Annotated in this window: 25 protein-coding genes, 1 pseudogene and 1 riboswitch; of the genes and pseudogenes, 4 read left to right on the top strand and 22 right to left on the bottom strand. The window is 38.9% G+C overall.

Going from position 1 to position 23,082, the window contains the following annotated elements; genetic code table 11:
• Window positions 1-56: 56 nt before the first annotated feature.
• Window positions 57-171, bottom strand: a riboswitch (SAM riboswitch).
• Window positions 172-251: 80 nt separating this feature from the next.
• The 3 genes from ATG70_RS06975 to ATG70_RS06965 all read right to left on the bottom strand — a co-directional run bounded on the left by ATG70_RS06975 (window position 252) and on the right by ATG70_RS06965 (window position 3,280).
• Window positions 252-1,616 carry a Na+/H+ antiporter NhaC family protein gene (locus ATG70_RS06975; protein WP_098445746.1) on the bottom strand — a complete coding sequence of 455 codons (1,365 nt, stop codon included), beginning with the start codon at window positions 1,614-1,616 and terminating at the stop codon, window positions 252-254.
• A gap of 121 nt (window positions 1,617-1,737) precedes the next feature.
• Window positions 1,738-2,781, bottom strand: coding sequence for a type 2 isopentenyl-diphosphate Delta-isomerase (gene fni / locus ATG70_RS06970; protein ID WP_257147633.1), 1,044 nt, complete (start codon window positions 2,779-2,781; stop codon window positions 1,738-1,740).
• A complete protein-coding gene (locus ATG70_RS06965; RefSeq protein ID WP_098443613.1) occupies window positions 2,762-3,280 on the bottom strand; it encodes a glycosyl-4,4'-diaponeurosporenoate acyltransferase in 519 nt (172 codons plus the stop codon). The genes fni and ATG70_RS06965 overlap by 20 nt, the downstream gene beginning before the upstream one ends.
• Before the next feature lie 174 nt (window positions 3,281-3,454).
• Between ATG70_RS06965 and ATG70_RS06960 the strand changes: the two genes are divergently transcribed.
• From ATG70_RS06960 to ATG70_RS06945, 4 genes are read left to right on the top strand one after another with little or no spacing between them, the layout of a single operon-like run.
• A complete protein-coding gene (locus tag ATG70_RS06960) occupies window positions 3,455-4,960 on the top strand; it encodes a phytoene desaturase family protein (RefSeq protein WP_098443612.1) in 1,506 nt (501 codons plus the stop codon).
• Window positions 4,961-4,977: 17 nt separating this feature from the next.
• Complete coding sequence (locus ATG70_RS06955; RefSeq protein WP_098443611.1) at window positions 4,978-5,784, top strand: carotenoid biosynthesis protein; 807 nt, start codon at window positions 4,978-4,980, stop codon at window positions 5,782-5,784.
• Window positions 5,784-6,896, top strand: a complete 1,113-nt coding sequence (locus ATG70_RS06950; protein WP_098443610.1) for a glycosyltransferase — start codon at window positions 5,784-5,786, stop codon at window positions 6,894-6,896. The genes ATG70_RS06955 and ATG70_RS06950 overlap by 1 nt, the downstream gene beginning before the upstream one ends.
• Window positions 6,893-8,365, top strand: a complete 1,473-nt coding sequence (locus ATG70_RS06945; RefSeq protein WP_098443609.1) for a phytoene desaturase family protein — start codon at window positions 6,893-6,895, stop codon at window positions 8,363-8,365. Before ATG70_RS06950 ends, ATG70_RS06945 begins: the two co-directional genes overlap by 4 nt.
• Window positions 8,366-8,439: 74 nt before the next feature.
• Here ATG70_RS06945 and ATG70_RS06940 read toward each other — a convergent pair whose 3' ends face one another.
• From ATG70_RS06940 to ATG70_RS06845, 19 genes and pseudogenes are all read right to left on the bottom strand, one after another.
• On the bottom strand, window positions 8,440-9,090 hold the full coding sequence (locus ATG70_RS06940; protein ID WP_179886210.1) for a Type 1 glutamine amidotransferase-like domain-containing protein: 651 nt from the start codon (window positions 9,088-9,090) through the stop codon (window positions 8,440-8,442).
• A gap of 35 nt (window positions 9,091-9,125) precedes the next feature.
• The gene (locus ATG70_RS06935) at window positions 9,126-9,314 is read right to left on the bottom strand and encodes a VOC family protein (protein ID WP_098443607.1); all 189 of its coding nucleotides are present in this window, start codon (window positions 9,312-9,314) and stop codon (window positions 9,126-9,128) included.
• A 69-nt stretch (window positions 9,315-9,383) separates the two neighbouring features.
• Entirely contained in the window at window positions 9,384-9,773 is a 390-nt protein-coding gene (locus ATG70_RS06930; RefSeq protein ID WP_098443606.1) for a VOC family protein, read from the bottom strand.
• 71 nt (window positions 9,774-9,844) lie between these two features.
• Complete coding sequence (locus ATG70_RS22430) at window positions 9,845-10,099, bottom strand: hypothetical protein (RefSeq protein WP_098443605.1); 255 nt, start codon at window positions 10,097-10,099, stop codon at window positions 9,845-9,847.
• Between the two features lie 694 nt (window positions 10,100-10,793).
• Window positions 10,794-11,906, bottom strand: coding sequence for an RNA-guided endonuclease TnpB family protein (locus ATG70_RS06915; protein WP_098443603.1), 1,113 nt, complete (start codon window positions 11,904-11,906; stop codon window positions 10,794-10,796).
• A gap of 11 nt (window positions 11,907-11,917) precedes the next feature.
• On the bottom strand, window positions 11,918-12,316 hold the full coding sequence (gene tnpA, locus ATG70_RS06910; RefSeq protein ID WP_098443602.1) for an IS200/IS605 family transposase: 399 nt from the start codon (window positions 12,314-12,316) through the stop codon (window positions 11,918-11,920).
• Window positions 12,317-12,467: 151 nt separating this feature from the next.
• Window positions 12,468-12,755 (bottom strand): annotated as a pseudogene (locus ATG70_RS06905) (HIT family protein); the annotation flags it as partial.
• A 23-nt stretch (window positions 12,756-12,778) separates the two neighbouring features.
• A complete protein-coding gene (locus ATG70_RS06900) occupies window positions 12,779-13,597 on the bottom strand; it encodes a DUF817 domain-containing protein (protein ID WP_098443600.1) in 819 nt (272 codons plus the stop codon).
• Window positions 13,598-13,618: 21 nt separating this feature from the next.
• Window positions 13,619-13,843: a helix-turn-helix domain-containing protein gene (locus ATG70_RS06895; RefSeq protein WP_098443599.1), complete on the bottom strand. Its 225-nt coding sequence runs from the start codon at window positions 13,841-13,843 to the stop codon at window positions 13,619-13,621.
• 10 nt (window positions 13,844-13,853) lie between these two features.
• Window positions 13,854-14,333: a DUF2975 domain-containing protein gene (locus tag ATG70_RS06890; RefSeq protein ID WP_098443598.1), complete on the bottom strand. Its 480-nt coding sequence runs from the start codon at window positions 14,331-14,333 to the stop codon at window positions 13,854-13,856.
• 192 nt (window positions 14,334-14,525) lie between these two features.
• Window positions 14,526-15,065, bottom strand: coding sequence for a GNAT family N-acetyltransferase (locus ATG70_RS06885; RefSeq protein ID WP_098443597.1), 540 nt, complete (start codon window positions 15,063-15,065; stop codon window positions 14,526-14,528).
• Window positions 15,066-15,157: 92 nt separating this feature from the next.
• Window positions 15,158-15,907: an AAA family ATPase gene (locus tag ATG70_RS06880; RefSeq protein WP_098443596.1), complete on the bottom strand. Its 750-nt coding sequence runs from the start codon at window positions 15,905-15,907 to the stop codon at window positions 15,158-15,160.
• 301 nt (window positions 15,908-16,208) lie between these two features.
• Window positions 16,209-17,135, bottom strand: coding sequence for an alpha/beta hydrolase (locus ATG70_RS06875; RefSeq protein ID WP_441296343.1), 927 nt, complete (start codon window positions 17,133-17,135; stop codon window positions 16,209-16,211).
• Window positions 17,136-17,165: 30 nt separating this feature from the next.
• Complete coding sequence (locus tag ATG70_RS06870; protein WP_098443594.1) at window positions 17,166-17,723, bottom strand: GNAT family N-acetyltransferase; 558 nt, start codon at window positions 17,721-17,723, stop codon at window positions 17,166-17,168.
• 56 nt (window positions 17,724-17,779) lie between these two features.
• A complete protein-coding gene (locus ATG70_RS06865; RefSeq protein WP_098443593.1) occupies window positions 17,780-18,490 on the bottom strand; it encodes an alpha/beta hydrolase family protein in 711 nt (236 codons plus the stop codon).
• Window positions 18,491-18,653: 163 nt separating this feature from the next.
• On the bottom strand, window positions 18,654-19,490 hold the full coding sequence (locus tag ATG70_RS06860; protein ID WP_098443592.1) for a phytoene/squalene synthase family protein: 837 nt from the start codon (window positions 19,488-19,490) through the stop codon (window positions 18,654-18,656).
• A gap of 7 nt (window positions 19,491-19,497) precedes the next feature.
• A complete protein-coding gene (locus ATG70_RS06855; protein WP_098443591.1) occupies window positions 19,498-20,934 on the bottom strand; it encodes a phytoene desaturase family protein in 1,437 nt (478 codons plus the stop codon).
• Entirely contained in the window at window positions 20,931-22,430 is a 1,500-nt protein-coding gene (locus tag ATG70_RS06850) for a phytoene desaturase family protein (protein WP_179886209.1), read from the bottom strand. The genes ATG70_RS06855 and ATG70_RS06850 overlap by 4 nt, the downstream gene beginning before the upstream one ends.
• A 119-nt stretch (window positions 22,431-22,549) precedes the next feature.
• The gene (locus ATG70_RS06845; protein ID WP_098443590.1) at window positions 22,550-23,050 is read right to left on the bottom strand and encodes a metallophosphoesterase family protein; all 501 of its coding nucleotides are present in this window, start codon (window positions 23,048-23,050) and stop codon (window positions 22,550-22,552) included.
• Window positions 23,051-23,082: the final 32 nt, after the last annotated feature.

Raw genomic sequence — 23,082 nt, 5'->3', positions numbered from 1 at the left:
CATACAAAAAACCCTCATCTGCCCGAACAGAAGAGGGTTTGGATATACCGAGCCTCTTCTCATTTTCCGACTTTCGCCGCAGGAATTGGCACGGTTCCGCATGAACAAAATGTTCATTGGTCCGTTGCCGAGGTATCTAAGGGCCAGTCCCTCCACCTCTCTGAATAAGAAGATCCTTTAAACAAAGGATTATTAAGTTAATCTCAATAATAAATGGTATTAAAACAGTTGTCAATAGAAAAGTGCTCAAGCTAAATCACAAAAGAAATAATAAAATATCCTACTGCAGCCGTCCCTGCTGCAATAAGTGCAGGAGTTAGTTTAAATTTAGCATATGTCATCGGGTTTAACTTTAAAATTCTCGCTATTGTATTCGTATTATCACTTAACGGTGAAGAAAAAGCTCCAAATGTACCGCTCGCAAATACGGCTCCAATGACGAGAGGAAGATCGGTTCCGGTTGAATGACCAAGCGAAATACCAAGCGGCATTAAAATCCCCCAAGTTCCCCACGACGAACCAATGAAATAAGAAATAAACGCACCAACAAGAAACAAAACAGGCGGAACGAATAACGATGGAATCCAATCAAGATTAGATGTGACAAATGTTGAAAATCCAAGCGCTTCAGTTGAGGCAGCGAGCCCCCACACAACCGTTAACAATATGATCACCGGCATCATTTCATTTCCTCCTTCAATAAAGAAAGTCACGAGTTCCTTTAAGGAGAAACGCTGGAATAAATAAAAAAGGAATGTAAGTAGCACCGTTGTTAATAGAGCAAATACCATGGCATCAAGCACATCCGCCTCAATGAATGCTTGAAGTAAGGAGGTAAAGCCTTTTTCATACCCACTCCAATACGTAAGAAAAAGAGTTAACAGTATGACTCCTCCAAGCGGCAGTAATAAGTTGAACGGCTTTTTTGGAAGGTCTTTTGCTACGGCTGGATGACAGTCCTCCCACTGATCATCTAGCTCCTTCTCTTGATTCCCTGCATCAGTCGCTTGTTTTTTGCTGTGATGAAAAAAGCTTAAATAAAAGCCGATTAGAATGATACTGATGGAAAAAAAGTTATACGGAATACTTTGAAGAAAATAACGATAACCATCACCTTCAATGCCTTCCGCTTTTAAAGAAAGCTGAACAACAGACGACATGTATCCAACAAAAGCAGTCGCAATTGGCATCAATACAATCACTGGAGTGGCAGTCGTCTCGATCACAAATCCAAGTTCCTGAGGCGTGATTTTCACTTTATTTAGAAGAGCTTTCATGATTGGTGCTACTGTTACAATGCGAAAGCTCGGAGCGCTAAAGGTTCCAATTGTCGAGATCCAAGTAAGAAACAATGCTCCTTTTTTTGTATTGATTTTCGAAGATGCTAGATGAACAAACCCTTTAATTCCACCTGTATATTTCATTAATCCAATTAATCCGGTAAACATATAGAGAAAAAGAACGATTTTAACGTTATTCTCATCTTTAAGACCACTCATGATAAACTCATAAAACTGCTGTAAACCACTAATGACGCCCGGTTTATAAATAAATGAGGCCGTTAACAGTCCTGCTGTAAGACCTGGAATCACTAGCTTAGTTTTCATCGCAACCATTATCACTACGATAAAAGGGAACACAGATAACCAGTCCAATAAGTTCGCCCTCCTTCTGCTCTAGTTTGCACGCTAGAAGACGACCTATACAAAAACAAAAAAGCCAGAGCCTGGGCCCTGACTATTTCTTACGTAATGCGCTATTGTATTTTAACCTGTTAATAGACGAAGCACCAATCCCAAACATAGCAGTTCGTAATTCAAATTCAATTCGTTTCAATTGTTCTGAGAGCGCTTCTTCAGTTTCATTTACGGCATTTTCAAGTAATGCCCTTCCAAATCCAGAAACATCTGCACCGAGGGCGATCGCTTTCGCTGCGTCCACACCGTTTTTTAGCCCTCCACTTGCAATCATTGGTACATCAGGGTGCTGCTTTCGCACATCAATGATGCAATCTGCGGTTGGGTTCCCCCAATCCTCAAAAGCCTTCGCAGCTTGCCTGCGCATCGTTTGATGAGAACGATAGCTTTCAACTTGAATCCAGGACGTTCCGCCCGCCCCTGCGACATCGATAAAGCTGGCCCCCGCACTAATCAGGCGCTGAGCTGTCTTCGCATCAATCCCCATACCAACTTCTTTAATCCCAAGCGGAACGGGAATCGCCTTTGCTACTTCACGAATTTTAACAATTAAATCCTGGAAATCTGTGTCGCCTTCTGGTTGAAACACTTCCTGTAGTGGATTTAAATGAAGCAACAGCGCATCAGCTTGAATTAAATCAATGGCTCGCTTACATTCTTCAATGGTAAAACCGTAATTAAGTTGTACAGCCCCAATATTAGCTAGGACCGGGATGGTTGGTGCGTATTTTCTCACATCAAAGGAGTATACGGATTTGGATTCTTGAATCGCTGCACGCATCGATCCTACTCCAAGTGCCCACCCATGTGCTTCAGCAGCTTTGGCAAGACGCTTATTTATTTCCCATGCTCGTTCAGTGCCGCCGGTCATTGAGCTTATAAGAAATGGCGTGTTTAATTTTTTATTTAGAAAAGAAGTAGAGATATCCACTTCATCATAAGCAATCTCAGGTAATGGATTGTGTTTAAAACGATAGCGTTCTAGTCCTGTCGTTAATCCTGCCCCTTCAACTTCTTCTGTAAGACAGATGTCGATATGCTCGTTTTTTCGTTTTTCGGTTTGCTCAAACCCCAAATGTTCCAATGGAATTCCCCCTGCGCTGCTCTTTTTTCAACTGTTTACTTAGTAATGGTTTTAACCTGAGTCGATTGTACCGTTGAATCAGGATAAATGGAAGATTAACAATTAGTGCGTACCCAACCATAGCGAACCCAATATTCATTGGATTCCATAAAAAAAACAAAATGGAAGGCGGGATTAGGAGCCAGTGGGTCACTTCTGCACGTCTTGTCTCAACAATAAATTTCGTAAGATAGGATGAGCTAAGTGTCTTTAACTCTTTCTTTCGAAAGCCACCTTTAAACACGTCTCCCCCATCAGGAAGTATGGTTTTCCATTTACGTATTCGTAAGCCTTCATAGAAATTTAGTTCCTTTTTGTTGCTCTCTAACCCAGTTTTTTTTGATTCGTAAAAGGAATCTGGCAAACGAAGGCAAATATAAGAGATAGATACATGAATAATCAGCCATGCAAAAATATTCACTAAGATTAATTCTAGGACGGTTAAGTGGATAACGTGCATATGCATACCTCACTTCAACATTGTTTAACCTATCCATTTTTAGGTAATTAACAAGAAAGCATACTAAACACTTTAACAGCGTTATGATTCCTTTACAAAGGTTATACCTAAACTATACAATGACAGTGTACAAAAGTCGATTCATGACGCTAATTTGATGAAGGAGGAGAAGGAATGAGCAAAAAAACAATCGTAATTGGGGCTGGCCTTGGTGGACTTTCAGCCGCTATTCGCCTCGCTGCAGATGGACACAAAGTAACTGTACTTGAAAAAAACGAACGAGCTGGTGGTAAGTTAAACAAACGTTCCGGTCAAGGATTTAAGTTTGATACAGGACCTTCCATCCTCACAATGCCCTGGGTGCTCGAGAAACTGTTCAAAAGTGCGAAGCGAAATGTAAACGATTATATGACGATTAAGCGAATTGAACCTCAGTGGAGAACTTTTTTTGAAGACGGTGCACAAATTGATGTTACGAGTGACATCGCGGTCATGTTATCTGAGGTACATAAACGCTCAGAGAAAGATTATTCCAACTTCCTATCCTACTTAGATTATTGCAAAACTATGTTTGACCTGAGTCTTAAAAGTTTTTACAAGAAAAGTTTATCAGGCATTCAAGATTTGCAAAAGCTTCACTCATTTAAAGATCTTCTCACAATGGATCCGATGAAATCAATGAATCAGGCTACAGAAAAGTATCTTGATGATAAGCATCTTCAACAGCTTTTCAACTTCTTCATTATGTATATAGGTTCTTCGCCTTATCATTCTCCTGCTATCCTATCACAGCTTGTGTACGTCCAACTTGGTCTAGGAATCTATTATGTTGAAGGCGGGATGTACAACATAGCAGAAGGAATGCTAAAGCTTCTCGATGAACTAGGTGTCGACGTTCAAGTGAATACAGAGGTAGCTGAGATTCTTACTGTAAACAAAAAAGCCGCTGGCGTAAAGCTTGCAAATGGAACAACGATGGAAGCTGATTTAATTGTCAGCAACCTTGAAGGAATTCCTGCACATGAGACGCTTTTAAAAGGCGAACCTGGAGCAGAAAAAGTGAAAAAAGATCTCCAAAAATATACACCGACTGTATCAGGTCTTGTTCTGTTACTTGGAGTTAATAAAACATTCGATCAGCTGCAACATCACAATTTCTTTTTCTCGAAAGATCCAGAGCTTGAATTCAAACAAATCTTTGATGAAGGTGTTCCTGCTGACGATCCAACTGTTTACATTGGCGTCTCTTCAAAATCAGATCCGACACAAGCACCTTCTGGAAAAGAAAATTTATTTGTGTTAACGCATGTCCCTCCACTTCAGCCTGGCGAGAGCTTTGAAAAACATCGCGGTAGATACCGCGAAATTGTGCTTGATAAGTTAGAAAGAATGGGCATGACAGGTCTTCGTGAATCGATCGAATTCGAATATCAGTTTATACCGGATGATATTAAAAATTTATATGGATCTAATGGAGGATCGATTTACGGAGTTGCTACCGATCGTAAAGTGAACGGAGGATTTAAAATCCCATCTAGAAGTACGTTGATTGATAACCTCTACTTTGTAGGTGGTTCGACACATCCAGGCGGTGGGGTACCGATGGTCACACTCTCAGGACAGTTAACTGCAGACTTAATTGCGGAGGATCAGAAATTGAAAGATGAGCAAACTGGCTAAGAAAGGACCTTCGCAGCATGAATTGGGATAATATTATTTTTCGACTTTTTATTTTTTGGTACTGCTGCGGGTTGATCCTAGTAGGATTCGACCTGCTTCCCCCATTTCTTAATTGGGCAAATGCCTTTTTCCTCATACTTTGTGGAATACTAGGCAGCATCTATTTTATACGTACTTTCGGATCTTTATGGGGGCTATCTTTTGCCTCCTTTATCTTTGTGATTAGTATGTTGGCAGAAGGTCTTGGCGTACATTACGGACTTATCTTCGGCCAATATGTTTATTCAGGTGATTTTGGTTTTAAAATTGCTGAGGTTCCAATCGGCATTGGCTTTGCATGGATTATGGTGATCGCCGTCACGCATGTTTTAGCTATGCAAATCATCGAAAAAATGAAAGAAAGCTATATAAAATGGATCGTTTATGCTCTAACAGGCGCGCTCATTGCGGTTTTAATTGATTTAATCATTGATCCCGTCGCTTATTTAGTAAAAGGCTACTGGGGTTGGGAGGGAAATGGCGTTTATTATAACGTTCCTTTCCAAAATTTCACTGGATGGTTTTGGGTGTCTCTCTTTTTCCATCTTTTACTCTACCCTCTTTATGTGCGGAATAAAGTGCCTGATCAAGCTTCTTTCCACGTATGGAAACACCGAATGGCAATGTTGTTTGGATTGGTAATGGGGATGTTTATTTTCTTAGCATTGCTTGACGGACTCTGGCTTGCTTGTTTACTAACATCTATTCCGACACTGTTTCTTTTACTAACCTATAAGAAGAAAATAAATCAGCAAAATGCTACAGTCGAAGAGGTGACTGTCTAATGATACTTATTTATACTTGTATTCTTGGTGTATTTCTTCTTTGGACGATCATTAATTCGCTATTCATGCCACGCCTTCAAGGGACGGGGGACGAGAATGGGCTAGTATCCATTCTTGTCCCCCTTCGTGATGAGGAACGTAACGTAAGTGAGCTTGTCCAAAGTTTAAAAAAGCTGACGTATCAAAACATTGAAGTTCTCCTTCTGGATGATCACTCTACGGATCAAACGCTGGATTTACTTTTTAAATATACAAAAAACGATCAGCGCTTTACCATTATACAAGGGAAAGATCTTCCTGAAGGATGGACTGGTAAAGTATACGCTTGTCATCAGCTTAGTGAACGTGCGAAAGGAGACTATTTGCTTTTTCATGATGCTGACTTACGTTTGTCGCCTAATGCCATTCAAGCAGCACTCTCTCTTATGATAAAGCGTAGGGCTTCTATGTTAACAGGTTTCCCTGCATTTCCAGTCAGCCTTTTTCTCGAAAAGCTACTTGTACCACTTCAACATTTTGTTGTTCATTTCCATCTTCCAATAGCTCCAGCAAACGGAACAATGCTCCCCTCCTTCACCGCAGCTCATGGGGCATTTATTATGGTGCATCAGGAAGCATACAAGCAGGTTGGTGGTCATGCGAGCATTCAAGAAACGCTACTTGATGACATTGATTTAGCAAAAGCATTTAAGAAAAAAGGACGTAAGGTGCTCCTTGCGAATATTACGAACATGGTCACGTGCTACATGTATCAAACAAATCGAGAAGTATGGGAAGGTTTCACGAAAAATTTATTCCCAGGTCTTGGACGCTCTAGGTTTCTAATAATAATGCTATTTATTTTTTACGGTCTCTTTTATGTCGGCCCGCTTGTTCTACTACCGATTGGACTTTATACCTTTATGACAGACTCACTTCAACTCACTTTATTTATCCCCTACCTGCTTATCGTTTTACAAAAACTATGGATTGATAGGAGAACGAATCAGAAAATGACGCTAGCATTTCTCATGCCACTTAGCGCTATTGCATTTATGACGCTTCTGATCCATTCAATGCGAACAGGCTTAAAACAGAAGGGGTATGTTTGGAAAGGAAGAACTTACTCATGAAAACAATCGCGATTATCGGGGCTGGACTCGGTGGACTGTCTGCCTCGATTAAACTAGCAAGCAAAGGATACGATGTACATGTTTTTGAAAAAAATACTTATACAGGTGGAAAAATGATGCCCGTTAAAATAGGAACACATCATTTTGATTTTGGTCCAAACACGATGACGATGCCTGAAGTGTTTGATTCTATTTTTGAAGAAGCAGACCTTAACCCTAGAAATTATTACAGCTGGATAAAACTCGATCATCATACAAAAAACGTGGATCATGATGGACAATCTTTTATGATGAGTACCGATGATACATATATGAAAACCCAACTACATAAGATTGATCCGTTTGCTGCTGAGAACTATCACGCCTATTTAAAGGAAATCGAGCGACTCTATTATTTATCTAAGAACTCGTTCTTTCCGAGAATGTTTACGAAATGGCAGGATTACTTGTCTCCCGGTCTCTTTAACGCTGTGGTGCAGGTGCGGCCACTAGAAAAAATGAACCATTTTCACGAACGCTATTTTAAGCACCCGCTCTTATTAAAAGCCTTTAATCGTTATTCGACGTATATAGGTTCATCCCCCTATCAAGCACCTGCAACATTTGCGATGATTGGCTATCTTGAAATGGTACAAGGAGTCTATTATGTAAAGGGCGGAAACACTAAGCTTGCAAAAAGTCTTGAAATGGCAGCGAAGGATCTAGGCGTTACTTTTTACCTTAATTCACAGGTAACGAACATACACATTGAGAACAAAAAAGCGCGCCGAATTGATACAGCGACCGCCTCGCTTCAAATCGATCATGTCATTATTAATGGAGACTTGCTTCACGCCTATCCGAACTTAGTAGATGAGAAAAATCGACCATCAATGCCTAACAAGAAAATTGAGCGGTCTTCTCCATCGATTTCAGCTTTTGTGATTATGGCCGGGCTATCAACAAAGTTAAAGAACCTCGAGCACCATCAAGTTTACTTTTCAAAAAATTACGCTCAAGAGTTTGAAACGCTATTTAACGGGCAGTGGCCAGACGATCCGACAATTTACATCTCAAATTCTTCTGTCACGGATCCTTCCGTCTCTCCAGACGGCGATAACCTTTTTATTTTAGTTAACGCACCGCCTTTAACAGACGAAAATCGTATTTCTTTAGAAGACTATAAAGAAAAGGTGTACGATAAATTGGAAAAACACGGACTGTCGATTCGAAAACATCTTGTCGTTGAGAAATTGGTCGGTCCTGAAGAGATTCAGGAGAGGTTTCACGCTTTCCGAGGAGCCTTGTACGGCATTTCCTCTAACTCCTTAAAAAACAGCTTCCTACGTCCTTCGAATCAATCAAAGGACATACCGAATCTCTACTTTGCAGGAGGGAGTACGCATCCAGGAGGCGGATCACCGATGGTCGTAACTAGTGGGAAAAATGTCGCTGAAAAGATTATACAAGAAGATCGTTCTACGGTTTAATAAAGATAAAAAAACGAAGGGAAAGCCGTTTATGGGCTTCCCTTCGTTTTAGACCGTTTTACCCTAACATTCATTCAGCTTTTCACTTTTCCGCCAATTACTTTAATATCACCGATCATTTGGATGTTCTTCCCATCGACTATAACCCCATCTCCGTCATTCACGCATAAAATTCTTGTTCCCGTTCTTTTTGAGTATGCTAGAACCTCTTGTTTAAAGTCATTATTCCAACGATTGTAATGGGGGAGAAATTCAAAATTCACCATCTTTAGTGCATCAGAAGACTCCACACAGTCTGAACCCTTAAAAAGATGAAATAATGCCGTAGACTGACCAAGTTGAACGGCACCGCCACTTACGCCAACAATGATTCCTCCGCTATGATAATAATTCCATAAAACCTGTTCCATTTTGCGATGTTTAATCGCTTTTCTAAACTCAATCGGGTTTCCTGCAGAAAGATGGATAATGTCACATTCCATGAGCTTGTTAATGTTATTTGAAGTAAATTCAGCGTATAAATCAAAAAACACGATATCCGAAATACCGTAATTCTGGTAGTAATCCACTTTTGTACGAAAATACTTTTTATCTTTATCTTGCGTTGATGGAATATAACCAACCTTAATTTTTTCCGTTTCCATTCCATTAAAAAGTAACGAGTCTAATCGTTGATTTTCAGGAGATTCACTAATTTGATCACTATATAAAAACAACTTCCCCATTCGAGGCCTCCATTTTTCTCTTCTACTCTTTATTGTCATACCAGGCTATTCTGTCTCTTGTTCTTACTCTTTAAAATGACAAACTTGAAGTTTATTATCATCCAGATCAAACGATAGCCTATATCCTTAAAAACTACTGAGAAACCTAATAATTCTTCGTACCAATCACTTGATTTCTCAACGTTTTTTACTTTCATGCACAAAGTATCAATTCTCTCAATCATCAACTGACCTCCTACACGAATTCAATTTGTTTTTATATAAGCGTCATCTAGATTTGAAAATCATCTTTCTTATAGACCTGTAATCGATTTCCTTTGTTTTTCTTCTTCATTCTTATCCAGGTATTCAAAAAAACCCAGACGGTTTCCCCAGGGATCTGTGAACGTACCCCATTTAACCGGAACTTCAGCCCTCGAATGTATTTCAAACTTATCTATTTTTAAGTGTTTCATTAATCGATCTCTTTCAGCTGAAATATTAGTAATCCCTAACCGCAGAGAACCATTTCCTTCTGTTACTTCCCCCTCTGCTACTTGTAGCCAGCATCCGGGAATGAGTTCCCATTCCGCAAATCCCTCATGAGGAATAAAATCGGGTTTCTTATTTAAAAAAGTCTCATACCACTTACGCCCCTCTGCCATGTTGGAAACACAAACTTGAGTAGTCATTTCAAAAACCATTTCACTACCTCCTAAATGATGTTTATTAAATCTTCCATATTCTAGAGAGAATCCCTTTAATTATAAAAAAATCAAGGCATCGAACTTGTAACAAAGTAGATCCCAACTGTAACTCCAATCAGTACTATCAGAAGGTAACTTGAAGCCAACAATGATACTTTTATTAACAACTGCCCATTTAACTGTTTTTGTACAATAAAACCTATGGCAACTAAAATAGCCCAAAACACAACACCAAAAAATGAGAATAAATATACAGAGTTCATTACCCAAAGAAATAGGATAACTGTATGTAATACTAATAAAATCCAGGCGGATATTTTCATTTCTCTCGGCTCCTCAAAATTTATAAAAAATCACATTTTACTTATACCAGAAATTAATATCCATAATAGACAAATCGGTAGTGATAAGGTAAGAGTAGTAAGCGCAACCCTTGTAAAACTAAATTTCAATAAATAAATTAAAGAAGTAATTATTCCAACCAACGGTATTCCAAGCCATATAATATTTTGTAGTAACGAACTCCGAGAACCCATAACTCCAATAAAATTAGTAAAAAACATGAAATACCATATGATTTGCAAAATCAATGCTAGCTTTACACTTAAACTTGCTTTCGCTTTAATCATAATCCCCTCCCTATTCCAGCATGTAGCCCACTTGATGAAAAAAAGCCATCCATGACAGAGTCATATGATAGCTTTTTCCTCTTATACAATCCCACATCTCTTTCAATCTCTCCACTGATTAACATGTAATTGCTTGATTAAATTAGTCCTTGTTTCTTTAAGGTTCTGCTTCTCCCTGGTATTGTCAATTTCTGCTTCGTTATAAAATGGTTGACCAGGAAACCTTGGAATCAAATGCATATGATAATGACCTAAATCGGTGAACTACTCCCACCACTTACCACCCTTACGAGTTGCTTGAAGTGGGGGCTTCTTGGGTAATCGCCACTCTTATCAGCTGACGAAATTGACCAAGCTAACCCTCTTGTTCCAAAAGTTTATCTTTTGATTAGGCACTTGCTAATAAGCGAATGCCTTCTTTTTTGATATTAAGTGCTGAATTGTAATCTCTATCGATATTTAGACCACAAGTGCACTGATAAGTTCGCTCTGATAGTTTGATTTCTTTTACCGAACCACATTTCGAACAAGTTTTTGTGGATGGGAACCATTTATCTATTTTGATAAGTTGTTTCCCTTGTTCGTTTAGTTTGTATTGTAAGAAAGAGGTGAACATTCCCCAACCATTATCAGTAACACTTTTTCCAAACTTTAATGCTTGCGACATCCTTTTCATATCCAAATCTTCCATCACTACAGCGTCAAAATGAGTCACTAATTTTTTTGATGTATGGTGAAGAAAGTTTTTACGTTGATTGGCGACTTTCTCTTGGATTTTGGCAACTCTGATGCGTTGCTTATTCCAATTCGAAGAGCCTTTCTTTTTTCGAGAAAGTTTGCGCTGTTCTTTTGCTAATTTATCAAGCATTTGGCGATAAAATTTAGGGTAATTGGCTTTCTCACCCTCACTATCAACAAACAACCCATCCATCGCAAAATCTAACCCAATTACTTCTTTGATTTCTTTGGTTTCGATTTCCTTCTCATACTCTGTCAGAATAGAAAGATAGTATTTTCCTGATGCCGTGATCGATAGGGTGCAAGATTTGATTTTGTGCACGAAAGGAATTTCTCGATGTTGTTTGATTTTGACCTTTTTTAGTTTAGGTAACTTGATATGACCATCCAACAACTCGATATTACCGTTTACGACATTTGTTGTGTAGCTTTGTCTGTGTCGCTTGCTTTTGAATTTCGGAAACTTGGCATTCCCTTTGAAGAAGGCTTTATATGCCTTATCTAAATTTAATTGTGCGTTTGCCAACGCTAGTGAGTCTACTTCCTTTAGCCATTCATACTCTTTTTTGTACTTGGCAGGGGTAGGGTGTTTTACGGATTTCAATGCTTCTTTATCATCTTTTAGGTTTTCATAGGCTTCTTTTCGTTCAGCTAACATTTTGTTGTAGACAAAGCGAACACAACCAAAGGTTTTACGGATCATCAAAGACTGTTCATCAGTTGGGTATATTCTGAATTTGTATGCTTTATTCAGTTTGGCCATATCCAATCACCTCACTTTACCCCTTGATTTTCGATGTATTTTTTAACCACCTCAATAGGCGAACCACCAGTAATCAACAAACAAAAACTTCTTGACCAAAACATTTCTTTCCATAGCTTCTTTCGCACAAAAGGAAATTCTTTTTTGATCAGTCTTGAGCTGGCACTTTTATAGGCATTGATGAACTTTGATAGTTCGGTATTAGGATGGGCTTTGAAGAGAATATGAACGTGGTCAAAATCGTGGTTCCATTCGACCAGTGTGATATTGTATTTCTCACCCAAGGATACAAACTTTTCTTTCGAATAATCTGAAATGGTATCATCAATGACTTTCCTTCTATGTTTCACAACCATTACCAAATGGTAATACATCAAGAGCACTGAATGGTTATTACTATCTAAATTCACTTTTATATCAGCCCTCATACGTAATAAGACTAATTATACCATTTGGAGACAAAGAGTCAGAAAATTTCGAGTTTTCCCCCAACCGAAATTCATCTCCCCCTTACCGTTGTGCTACGCCCTTCACACGCTTGAAGAGGGAGACTTCTTTCGGAAGTTCGTTAAATTGACCGCCATTTTGGCAAATACTAATGCCATCTGGAGCGAATAGATGCTTGAGTGCTTTTGAAATTTTCATTGAAGCTTTCATAATGGCATTTGCTGTTAATGGGTCTAACTCCTCGACATCTAAGAAATGCTTCTTCGGTAAGATTAACGTGTGACCTTCATTAAAAGGTTCGATATCTAAAAAGCAACAAACCTGAGCATCTTCATAAATCACATGAACAGGCTCCATTTTATTGGCTAATTTACAACCTAAGCACTCAACATTTGGTAACATAAAATCTACTACCCTTTCTGCAATCACTCATGCAATTTCTTGCTATCCTCTCGAACAAATAAACTTTCTTGCCATCTGGACCTACTTTCTCCTTTGACACGTTTTAACGTGGCTACGATAAGAAAACTCACGATGACAAGCAAAAGCCAAGAGCTTACTTTACCTAAATGAACGAGACTCCATGCCTCTGTTTGATTCGGATACTCCCAGGCGCCAAAGAAGGTAGCAATATTTTCTGCAATCCATATAAAAAAACCGATTAGAACAAAAGAAAGAGCAATTGGCATACGGTACTGACTCCGGTTAACCTCGTATGTAACCCATGATTTCCAGAATACGATGATCACGAGACCAGATAACCACCAGCGGACATCAATCCAATAATGATGAGTAAAAAAATTTAAATAAATGCTAGCTGATAAAGGGATAACAATCCAATTTGACGGCCAGTTGATGAGCTGAACATGCAACCTCCTCCACGCCTGACAAAGATAACTTGCGACACTTGCGTACATAAAGCCACTATACAAAGGAACTCCTAGTACTTTGGTATAGCCCTCGTCAGGGTATGACCAGGAACCCATATGCACTTTAAAGAGCTCAAGCGCTAGCCCGATGATATGAAACAATGTAATCACCTTTAGCTCATCGAGCGTTTCAAGACCTGAGCGTACCATCCCCCACTGCATAAAAAGGCAAATAATAAGCAGCCAATCATAACGTGGTAGGAAAGGTAATGAAATAATTTGTGTGGCGGCTAAAGAAGCGAAGATAACAACAGGAAACAAACAAGATAGCGCTTGTTCCATACCAAAATGACCGAGTTGTTTCATTGCTTTCATCGTCTACAATCCAACTTAAGATTATAAATCATCGGCATCTTCTTCATTCTTATATTCCAAAATGTCTCCTGGCTGGCAGTCTAACGCTTTACAAATCGCCTCTAATGTGGAAAAACGAACCGCCTTAGCTTTCCCATTTTTCAATATCGATAGGTTCGCCATTGTGATCCCCACTTTTCCTGAAAGTTCGGTTACGCTCATTTTTCTTTTAGCCAGCATTACATCAATATTAATAATAATTGCCATGTTATTCACCTCAAACCGTTAAATCATTTTCAGATTTAATCTCAATGGCACTCTTTAATAATTTTTGAAGAACTGCTGTAAATACAGCAATCACAAGTGAAGCAAAAATAAATACGAGCCCAATTAAAATCACTCCTGGCGCATCGTCTTTCTCTCCGATGAAATAGAAAAACGGCATAACCACTATATAGACAACACTTATCGCCACCGCACAGAATTTGATCACCCTTAAAGCATTGACAGAAAATACCGAGAACGCATTGTCTTTATCAATTAAGCGTAAAAGTCTCAATGCCTGAAATAATGCTATAAAAAACGGGATAGCTGCTATGTACATTCCTATTAAGACAGGATAGATCAGAGAAGCAAACTCTGCATTTCCTGATGCTTCTTTAGCGATCCACGGTAAGCCAAATATACATAATAATAGAACTGAAGTTCCAAGCAGAAGAACAACTGATCTTAAAAAATAGGTAGATCCTCGATTCATCGTTAGCACCTCGCTTCGTTATTGTTTTATTGTAAAACAATATTTATCGTAAAACAATAACTTTTTATTCTTTATAACGATTTTATTATTGTTCTTAGGTTTGCATACTAAAAAAAGGAAGCCATTAAGAATGGCATTCCTTTTATTACGCTTTAAGTTTCTAGTTATTAATGTACCCCGCCAACAGTTAAGTTACTTCCATTCTCTCGATAAGAGACTATATAGGATGATGTCATGGAAATGGTCGTACAAATATTCGGCATCTCGAATAACTCCTTCTTGTTTAAAACCAAGGCGTTCAGGAATTGCTCTACTTTTCTTATTTTCAATCCCACATTGAATTTCAACGCGATTCAATCCATACTCGTGAAACACCTGGTCAATGATTCCCTTCACAGCAGTTGTCATTATACCGTTTCCTTGAAAGTTTTCTGCTAACCAATAGCCGATGCTTGCTTTTTTATTTGACCAGTCGATGCCATGAAAACCGACCATGCCTGCTATTTTTCCATTGTACAAAATTCCCGTTTGATAACCATCATGGGAAGAAAATTGTTTTAACCACATTTCGATAACAGGTTCATAGTCCTTCTCGTTCTTCATGTGGTCTACCCAAGGAAGCCATTTTCGTAAATATCCTCTGGACTCATCTACTAACGCAAAGAGCTCTTTCGCATCGTCAATTTCAAGTAACTTCAACGCTAATTCATCATTTACTTGTAAACTAAACATCCCATCTCGCTCCTTTTCATCATTTACAAGACTTCAATTGAGCTTCTCATTTCGTTGTTTTCAATTCGTTTTAGCTTGTTGGTTCCACTTCTTTATCCGTTAAGCAAATGATGCAAAAGACGATCCTTGTCGTCAAAAAACTGCTTCATTGTTACGTAATGATCGGTTTCTTCTAAAGTAACATCACACATACCTTTATCAGTTAACTGAAGAATTTTGGCATAAGGATAGCTCATTAATATTGGTGAATGGGTTGAAATAATGAGTTGTGAACCTTCTTGAACGAGCTCATGTATTCTGGTTAACATTGAAAGCTGCCTGATTGGGGAAAGTGCCGCTTCAGGTTCATCTAAAATATACAATCCTTCACCCTTAAACCGATACATAAATGTGGCAAAGAATGATTCCCCATGTGATTGTTCATGAAGCGATTGACCACCGTACGAATCAATGATTTTTGGACCAAATCCTCCCCGATCGAGCTCTTCAATATTTGTTGCAAGGTTGTAATAAGTCTCTGCACGAAAAAAAAACAAATCATTTGGTCTATGTACGCCTTTCGTTACCTTTAGGAAATCATGTAAATTAGAATGGGAGTCATAACTAGAAAAATTAAAATTCTTTGTTCCGCCTTCTGGATTTATGCCTAGCGCCCCTGCAATCCCTTCAAGTAACGTCGATTTCCCCATGCCATTCTCACCAACAATGTATGTCACATTCGGATGAAAAGAAAGTCTTTCTTGAAGTGATTGGACGGCTGGTAAAGAAAAGGGGAATTCATTCGATTCTCTTTGTCCTAAACAGATACTTCTAACATATTGCGTTTCCTCCGACAATCTCACTTTTCTTTCCCCCTTATGTAAGACTACCTCACTACTAAACCTACCCCACTCCCCATCTAGGTTTTAGATGCTTCAAATTCTGATCTCTCATAACACGGAAAGCAGTATAGCTTTTGATTCTCAGCTATAACACCATCCAAAAAACCATCCAAACAATAAATTGATTTTTTACATTGTGTACAAGACCCAATCCGTTCTCTCACTAAAGACTCTCCTCTCAATCGCTAACTAATTTCAGAAAGTAATAGAGTGAGTTCACCATTAAAATCAATCTCATTTTTAAGTGAAGTGAAAAATATCCTTACTTTCGTTTGTTAAGAAAGTTCAAAGCGCGCTGTAGCGATTCATTAAACGCTTCCGGGTATTCATGATCCAGCCCCTTTACGACTTTCAATTCATGTGCAATACCTTTTTCCTCTAATATGGCTGATAAAGCTTTTGAGCCTTCCAAACAATCATCGTCTTGATCCCCACAAATGATATAACCGCTTATATTCGTATTTTGTAATGAAGTCATCGCTTCTTTCCACTCATCAATTTCAGGAAGCCATGGAGCGACAAAAACAAATCCATCTACTGATACGCGTCCTTCCATCATCGCTTTAAGTGCAACGCGACATCCAGCGGAAAAGCCTCCAATTAAAAATGAGTCGTGAGAAGAAATTTCTTTAACATGTTCTTTTATTTCCTGCACACCTTTTTGTAAATCTTCCCATTCATAAGCATCTGAGAACTGAATTTGAGAGGATTGTGGAAAAGCAAGCGTATAACCTTGTGTCGCGGGACGGTTCCATACGGATGAGGTCATCTTGGCATTTTCTTGATCGCCATGTAACGCCATCAGAATAGGTTGATTTTGACCTTCACTGAGAATTGTTAACTTGGGCTTTGCTTGCTTCTTTGCATCTTCTTCTCTTCTCTTACAAAGTTCAACCAGTTCCTGAAACTCTTTAAATGAACGGAGGGAATTCAAATCTTCGTCTTCTTGTAAATATGCATATTCATACCAGTACCCATGATCGAGGATCGCTTCCTTCATGATTCCTAGTGCCTCTTCTTTAAGGTCTGATGCTGCAGCAAGCGCATATTGAAAGTTGTAGAGCTGTGCTTCGTTCCCATCTACCTTCTCAGCATTTTCTTTCATAAATTGATAAGCTTCCAAACTACCTTTCTTTTCGTATATAGAAATCGTTTCATTTAGTAAACGTGTATAAGTTAATTTCTTCATCATATCCTCCATATTTTCAATTCAAGCTTTTTAATCGTGCGTCATTTCCCATTCCTTGCGTAAAATGCCCATCTTAATCGCATCATAGTAGATGCCTTCTACCATTCTAGCCTCTCTAATTCTAGCTTCTTCTTTCATACCAACTTTACTTGCTACTTTCATCATTCGTATGTTTCCAGACCATGTAGACATCCCAATTCGGTGAAGATCAGTAGAACGAAAAAGAAAGTTTATCCATTCTTTATACGCTTCATAACCGTATCCTCCATTCCAAAAGAGAGGGTTGTAGATTACAATACCTGTTTCAAGCCAGTTCGTGTACTTATCAACCCAATAGGAGCCAACCGTTCCAATCACTTCATGATCAGCTTCAATAACAAGGGTATCTGGGACACCTGGATAAATATCCGATTGGCTTTGCCATTCTTTTCGATACTCTATTCTCGACAGCTTTTTTTCTAAAATATATGGACCATTCCATTTTTTTGCTTCCTGATTTTTCTCTTCATACTTCCAATAGTATAAAGTATTGATATCTTCCCATGTTGCTTCTCTTAAAATAACCTTCTTTTTTTCGATATGAATCAAAAACAATCTCCCTTTCCTTATACTTTCATTTTCAATTTACTTTTGTAACAAAACGCTCACCTAGCTGCTTGAACTTCTAGCCAGTTTAAAATGTCTGTTTGCATACATGTTGTAAATTCGTGCTCGACATCCTTATATCGTTTCAACTGCGCTTTTTTTCCTTTGTCTGTCAAATAAGCAAAATAATCTTCTTTAGCTTTGATTGAGATGATTTGATCCTGTTCACCGTGTAACAGTAGAATTTCACCGTCTCCATGAACATGATTCATAGGGTCATACATTTTTAGCTTAGTTTCTTCTTTATTCGTAAGAGGATCTCGGCTCGACGCTTGACGAAACAACCGCTCTGAATAAAAGAAGGATCCCGAACCACTGATACTTACTAATCCCTTTAAATCAGTAGTCGCATAAACGCCGGTTGCAATAAATCCTCCCATTGAAACCCCAGCAACCACCGTGTTTTCCTTTCTTAGGTTTGAACGGTTTAACCACTGGTGACATTCATCGATACTTTGTAAAACCACTTTCCAGAAGTAGGTTTCCATATTTTTTAGATTAAAAGGATTAGTAAGAGGATTTCTCGTGTCATGATAAACCAATTCAGGAATAATGACCGTGTACCCTTTTCTTGTCAAGGAGGAGGCATACTCCAAGTACTTCGATGCACTGCTCCCCCAGCCATGATAGAGAATGATATACATGATGGTAGAAGTATGTAACGGTTTCATAAGATAGAAGGAGAAATCATGATCAAACATTTTTATCATCGGTTTCACCAAGTTTCCTATAAGTTGTATAGCGCCTAACTTAGTAAAGATTAATCATCAATTCCCACCTAATCATTTCAAATTTTCACAAATGTTACAACTCTTTTTTATTTCAACTTTTAGGATAACAAAAAAGCTCACCTTAAATGAAGGTGAGCTTTTTTTAGTTTCCTGCAATTCCTGATAAAAGCGCTTCTTTTTCCTGATCAGACACAAAAGCACGCTGTTGGAAGACGTTATGGTCTTTCTTTCGAATTGATTGTAAGATTGCTTTGTAAAAGACAGCAGAGCTTTTTACTGGAAGACGTGAATCTAGTGGATAGTGATGCATTGCTGAAAAAGCATGTTCGTAATGCATTTCGGCGCGAGAAGCTAACTTTTCCCAAACGCTTACGAAAGCGTCATTTTTTGTTCTACTCATTAAATCGTCAACATGATACCCCGCTTTTGTCATCTCATCAATAGGCAAATAAATACGATCCCGATCAAGATCTTCTGAAATATCCCTTAATATATTCGTAATTTGCATGCCAAGACCAAGTGAAATAGCACTCTCTCGTAGTTGATCTACTCTCTGTGGCGCTAGTATAGGAAGAAGCATGAGACCTACCGTGCTAGCTACATGATAAGAATAATGTTCAAGTTCATCAAGCGTATAATACCTGGTTTTGTATAAGTCCATTTCCTGGCCTGCAATCATATCATGGAAGGCCTTTGCTTCCATTGGATAATGACGGAATACATCTTCAAGTGCAAGCCACATCGGGTCGGTTTGCGGGATTTGTCCATTCAAAAAAGAGGCAAATTCAGAACGAAAGACGGTTAGTTCTGCTTCAGGATCTGTGCCTTCATCAATGATGTCATCAACCTGTCTGCAAAAGCCATATACAGCCCAAACGGCGTTCCTCTTAGCACGTGGCAATAAAGAGAAAGCCTTATAAAAGGTTTTGGAGTGATGTTTAATAATGGCTTCACAGTGTGCATAGGCTTGTTCAAGCATCTTTCGTTCACACCCTTTCAATTTCTTTTACAAGAAGATCCGCTCCCTGCATCACAATAGGAATTCCACCACCAGGATGGATTGACGCACCAACTGCATAAAGATTGTCATATTTAAAAGGTTTTACCTGTGGTCTAAAGGCACCGGATTGTGTGAGCGTCGGTGCGATTCCAAAACTTCCACCTTTATACAACCCTTCCACCTCTGCATCAGCAGGTGTTCGAATCTCCATCCATTCGATTGCTTCACGCAAACCGGGAAACCCTCGTGATTCAAGAAGTTCAATCATTCTGGAGGCTACTTGCTCCTTTTCATCCCATTGAATCGATTCCCCTGAAGGGACGGGAATGAGAACATATAATACACCTTTACCAGGAGGGGCTAACGTCTCATCAATTCGAGAAGGATGGAATGTATAAATAGCTGGCTGGTCAGTCAGTTTTCCGCTTTGAAAGACGTCCTTCATATGAGAAGAAAAGTTATCCGTCATGAAAAATTGATGAACATCTGCATTCTCGTAAACTCGGTCTAGCCCCATGTAAAGAAGCAGACAACCAGAAGAGGCTTTGTATTTCTTTCTAGGTGCTTTCACATCCTTTATAAGATGCTTAATCATAGGGAAATCTCCATTGTAAACTACTTTATCATAATAATGTTCGCCACTCGAAGTACGAATCCCTTTACATACATGACCATCGATAAGAAGTTCCTCTACATTGGATTCTAGGTGAACTGAAATATTTTGTAGATGAAGATGTTTTTCTAATACAGTAATAAGACTCGCATACCCTCCTTTGATATACCAAATTCCATGTTCATACTCGCTAAATGGAACAAGTGAATAGAGAGCAGGTGAAGCAGATGGATTACCACCAATATAAAGGGTTTGTAAGGAAAAGGCATCCTGCAATCGCTCATCTTTGAAATAATCTGAAACTTGTGATTGAACAGATTGATAAGCTTTTAATTCGAGAAGAAGCTTAATATTACTAGGTGTAAAGAAATCTTTCCGTTTAACAAAGGACCGTTCAAGAAATGCGGCTTTCCCCTTAATAAATCGTTCACGCATATCCTCGATGTATGAGAGAAAGTGCTGTTCCTCACCAGGAAACATGCGATTAATTTCTTTTAACTGCTTGTCAATATCGCTCGTTTTTGTAAACGTTTCTCCATTAGGATAAATCATACGATACAGCGGGTCACACCTTACCATCTCGACTTCTTCCCTCGGAATACCTGCTTTATCCAAAAACTCATATATCATTTCTGGAAGAAGCACAATTGTCGGTCCTTTATCAATTTTGAATCCATCTTTTTCAATAAATGCAAGTCTTCCACCTAATGATGATGCTTTTTCATGTATGTCAACTTTATATCCCTTTTGTGAAAGGAGGAGCGCAGAAAGCATCCCGCCAATCCCTCCACCTACAATACCGATCGTCATTTCACACTCTCCAATGACGCCTGCTCATGAAGCATTTTGCTCGTAATCCTTGCTGACTCCATTATAGTAGGAAGCCCACTTCCAGGATGAGTTCCTCCGCCAACCAACCAGCAGTTATTTAGCTCTTTAAATTGATTTGGAGGCCTGAAATACATCATTTGTGGAAGATTATGAGCAAGGTTAAACGTTGCGCCTTTATAAACGTTTAAATCCATTTCCCAGTCAGTAGGTGTGTACATTTCTTCTACTTCAATGTGTTGCTCAATATCTTTGAATCCTGTTCTTTGTTCAAGTTGATCAAGAACTAACCTTCTAAAATCACCTTTTCGCTCTTCCCAATCTACTAAACTAAAGTTATTTGGAACTGGGGCGAGGATATAAATAGAAGATTTCCCTTCTGGTGCTAGCGTGTCATCTGTGACAGAAGCATTCTGTACATAAATAGACGGGTCTTCTGAAAGGATCTTTTGCTTTGTAAGCTCTTCTACGTTCTTTTTATAGTCAGAAGAGAAAATGATTGAATGATGAGGTAAGTCATATTTCTTATCAACACCTAGATAAAGCATAAATGCAGAACAGGAGTACTTTTTCTGCTCCATTTTTTCAGGTGTATACTTTTTCACAGATCCTGATGGAATCAGATGATTTACAGCATGGGCAAAGTCTGCATTAATGACAACTTCATCTGCATACTCCACAGACCCATCTTCGAGTTCCACACCTTTCACTGTTTTCCCATCCAGCAGTAGTTGTTTAACACCTTTATTCGTATATACGTCTCCGCCTTCTTCTTTGATTACTTTAGCCATGGCTTCTGGAATTTGATTCAGCCCTCCGATCGGATGAAAGATTCCGTAAGCATGCTCCATATAAGATAGAATTGTAAACGCACCGGGACACTCCCATGGGGACATCCCAAGGTATTTCGCCTGAAATGTAAAAGATAACCGCAGCCGTTCATCCTGAAAATAATGAGATAAGCGTTTATAAACACTATCCGTTACCGTTAATTTTGGTAAAGCTTTTACAAACCGCCATCTCCCATAGTCAAGGAGAGAATCATGTTTATTTTGGAGTATAGGCATGAGCGCTTCAAATTTCTCTTTCTCTTCTTTCATAAAGCGCCTATATCCTTCTCCATCGCCAGGAAAAGTTTGTTCAATTCTACGTACCATCTCATCCTGATCTCGCGTAGGATAAAAAGAAACGTCATCGAATTTCAATTCATACATTGGATCAATCTCGATTAAATCAAGATAGTCGTGTACATTCCGTCCAGATTCTTCAAACATTTCTTCAAGAATATGCGGCATGTTAAGGAAGGTTGGCCCTCTATCAAAACGATAGCCGCCTCGCTCAAATCCCGAGGTTCGACCACCGACATAGGACTGTTTCTCATAGACTGTAACCGAGTGTCCTTTACTTGCTAGAAGCATGGCGGCTGTAAGCCCCCCTGGTCCAGCCCCGATTACGATAACTCGTTTTTTTATTGACATGATTAGTTCCCCTTCCATCCGCATATGAAACTTCGCACATATGTTATACAAACATTATACATATTAGCCAGAAATAGTTCAACATTTTATGCACAAAAGCTTGTTTTTAACGTAATGCCCTATTTTTTCAGAAAGAAAACATGTTCGATGTAAAGAGGCTGATTTCGTACTACGCTTAATTTACCAAAGGAGTAATGGGACTGTTTTCGCTTATCAGTTGGGGATCCAGGATTAAAGAGGATTCTCCCTTCATACTCTTTATGAAGAGGGATGTGTGAATGCCCAAAGAGAATGATTTCTACATCTTCATTTTCGAATTGAGCTATCACTCTTTGCTCTGTTGTTTTTCCTTTACCATGCCCGTGCGTGATGCCTATGCGATGAGACTCCAGGTCAAGGACAAGTTTATCGTTGAATTGTTCAATAAAAAAAGCTTCGTCAACATTACCATAAACTCCTGTTACAGGTGCAAACGACTTTAATTCTTCATACACTTTTTTTGTTTTCCAGTCCCCTAGATGGATGATGAGATCTGCTCCAAGAAGTTCCTTTCGTAAAACTTCTGGAAGTTGCTTTGCCATCCGTGGCATATGCGTATCTGAAACGATAATGACATTCATTGTTCTCATTCCCTTCGATATAACATTGTTTA

Origin of the sequence: Bacillus sp. es.036, assembly GCF_002563635.1 — a bacterium.
Taxonomy (GTDB): domain Bacteria; phylum Bacillota; class Bacilli; order Bacillales; family Guptibacillaceae; genus Guptibacillus.
Note: the sequence above shows the minus strand (reverse complement) of the source record. Positions and strands in the feature narration are given on the sequence as shown.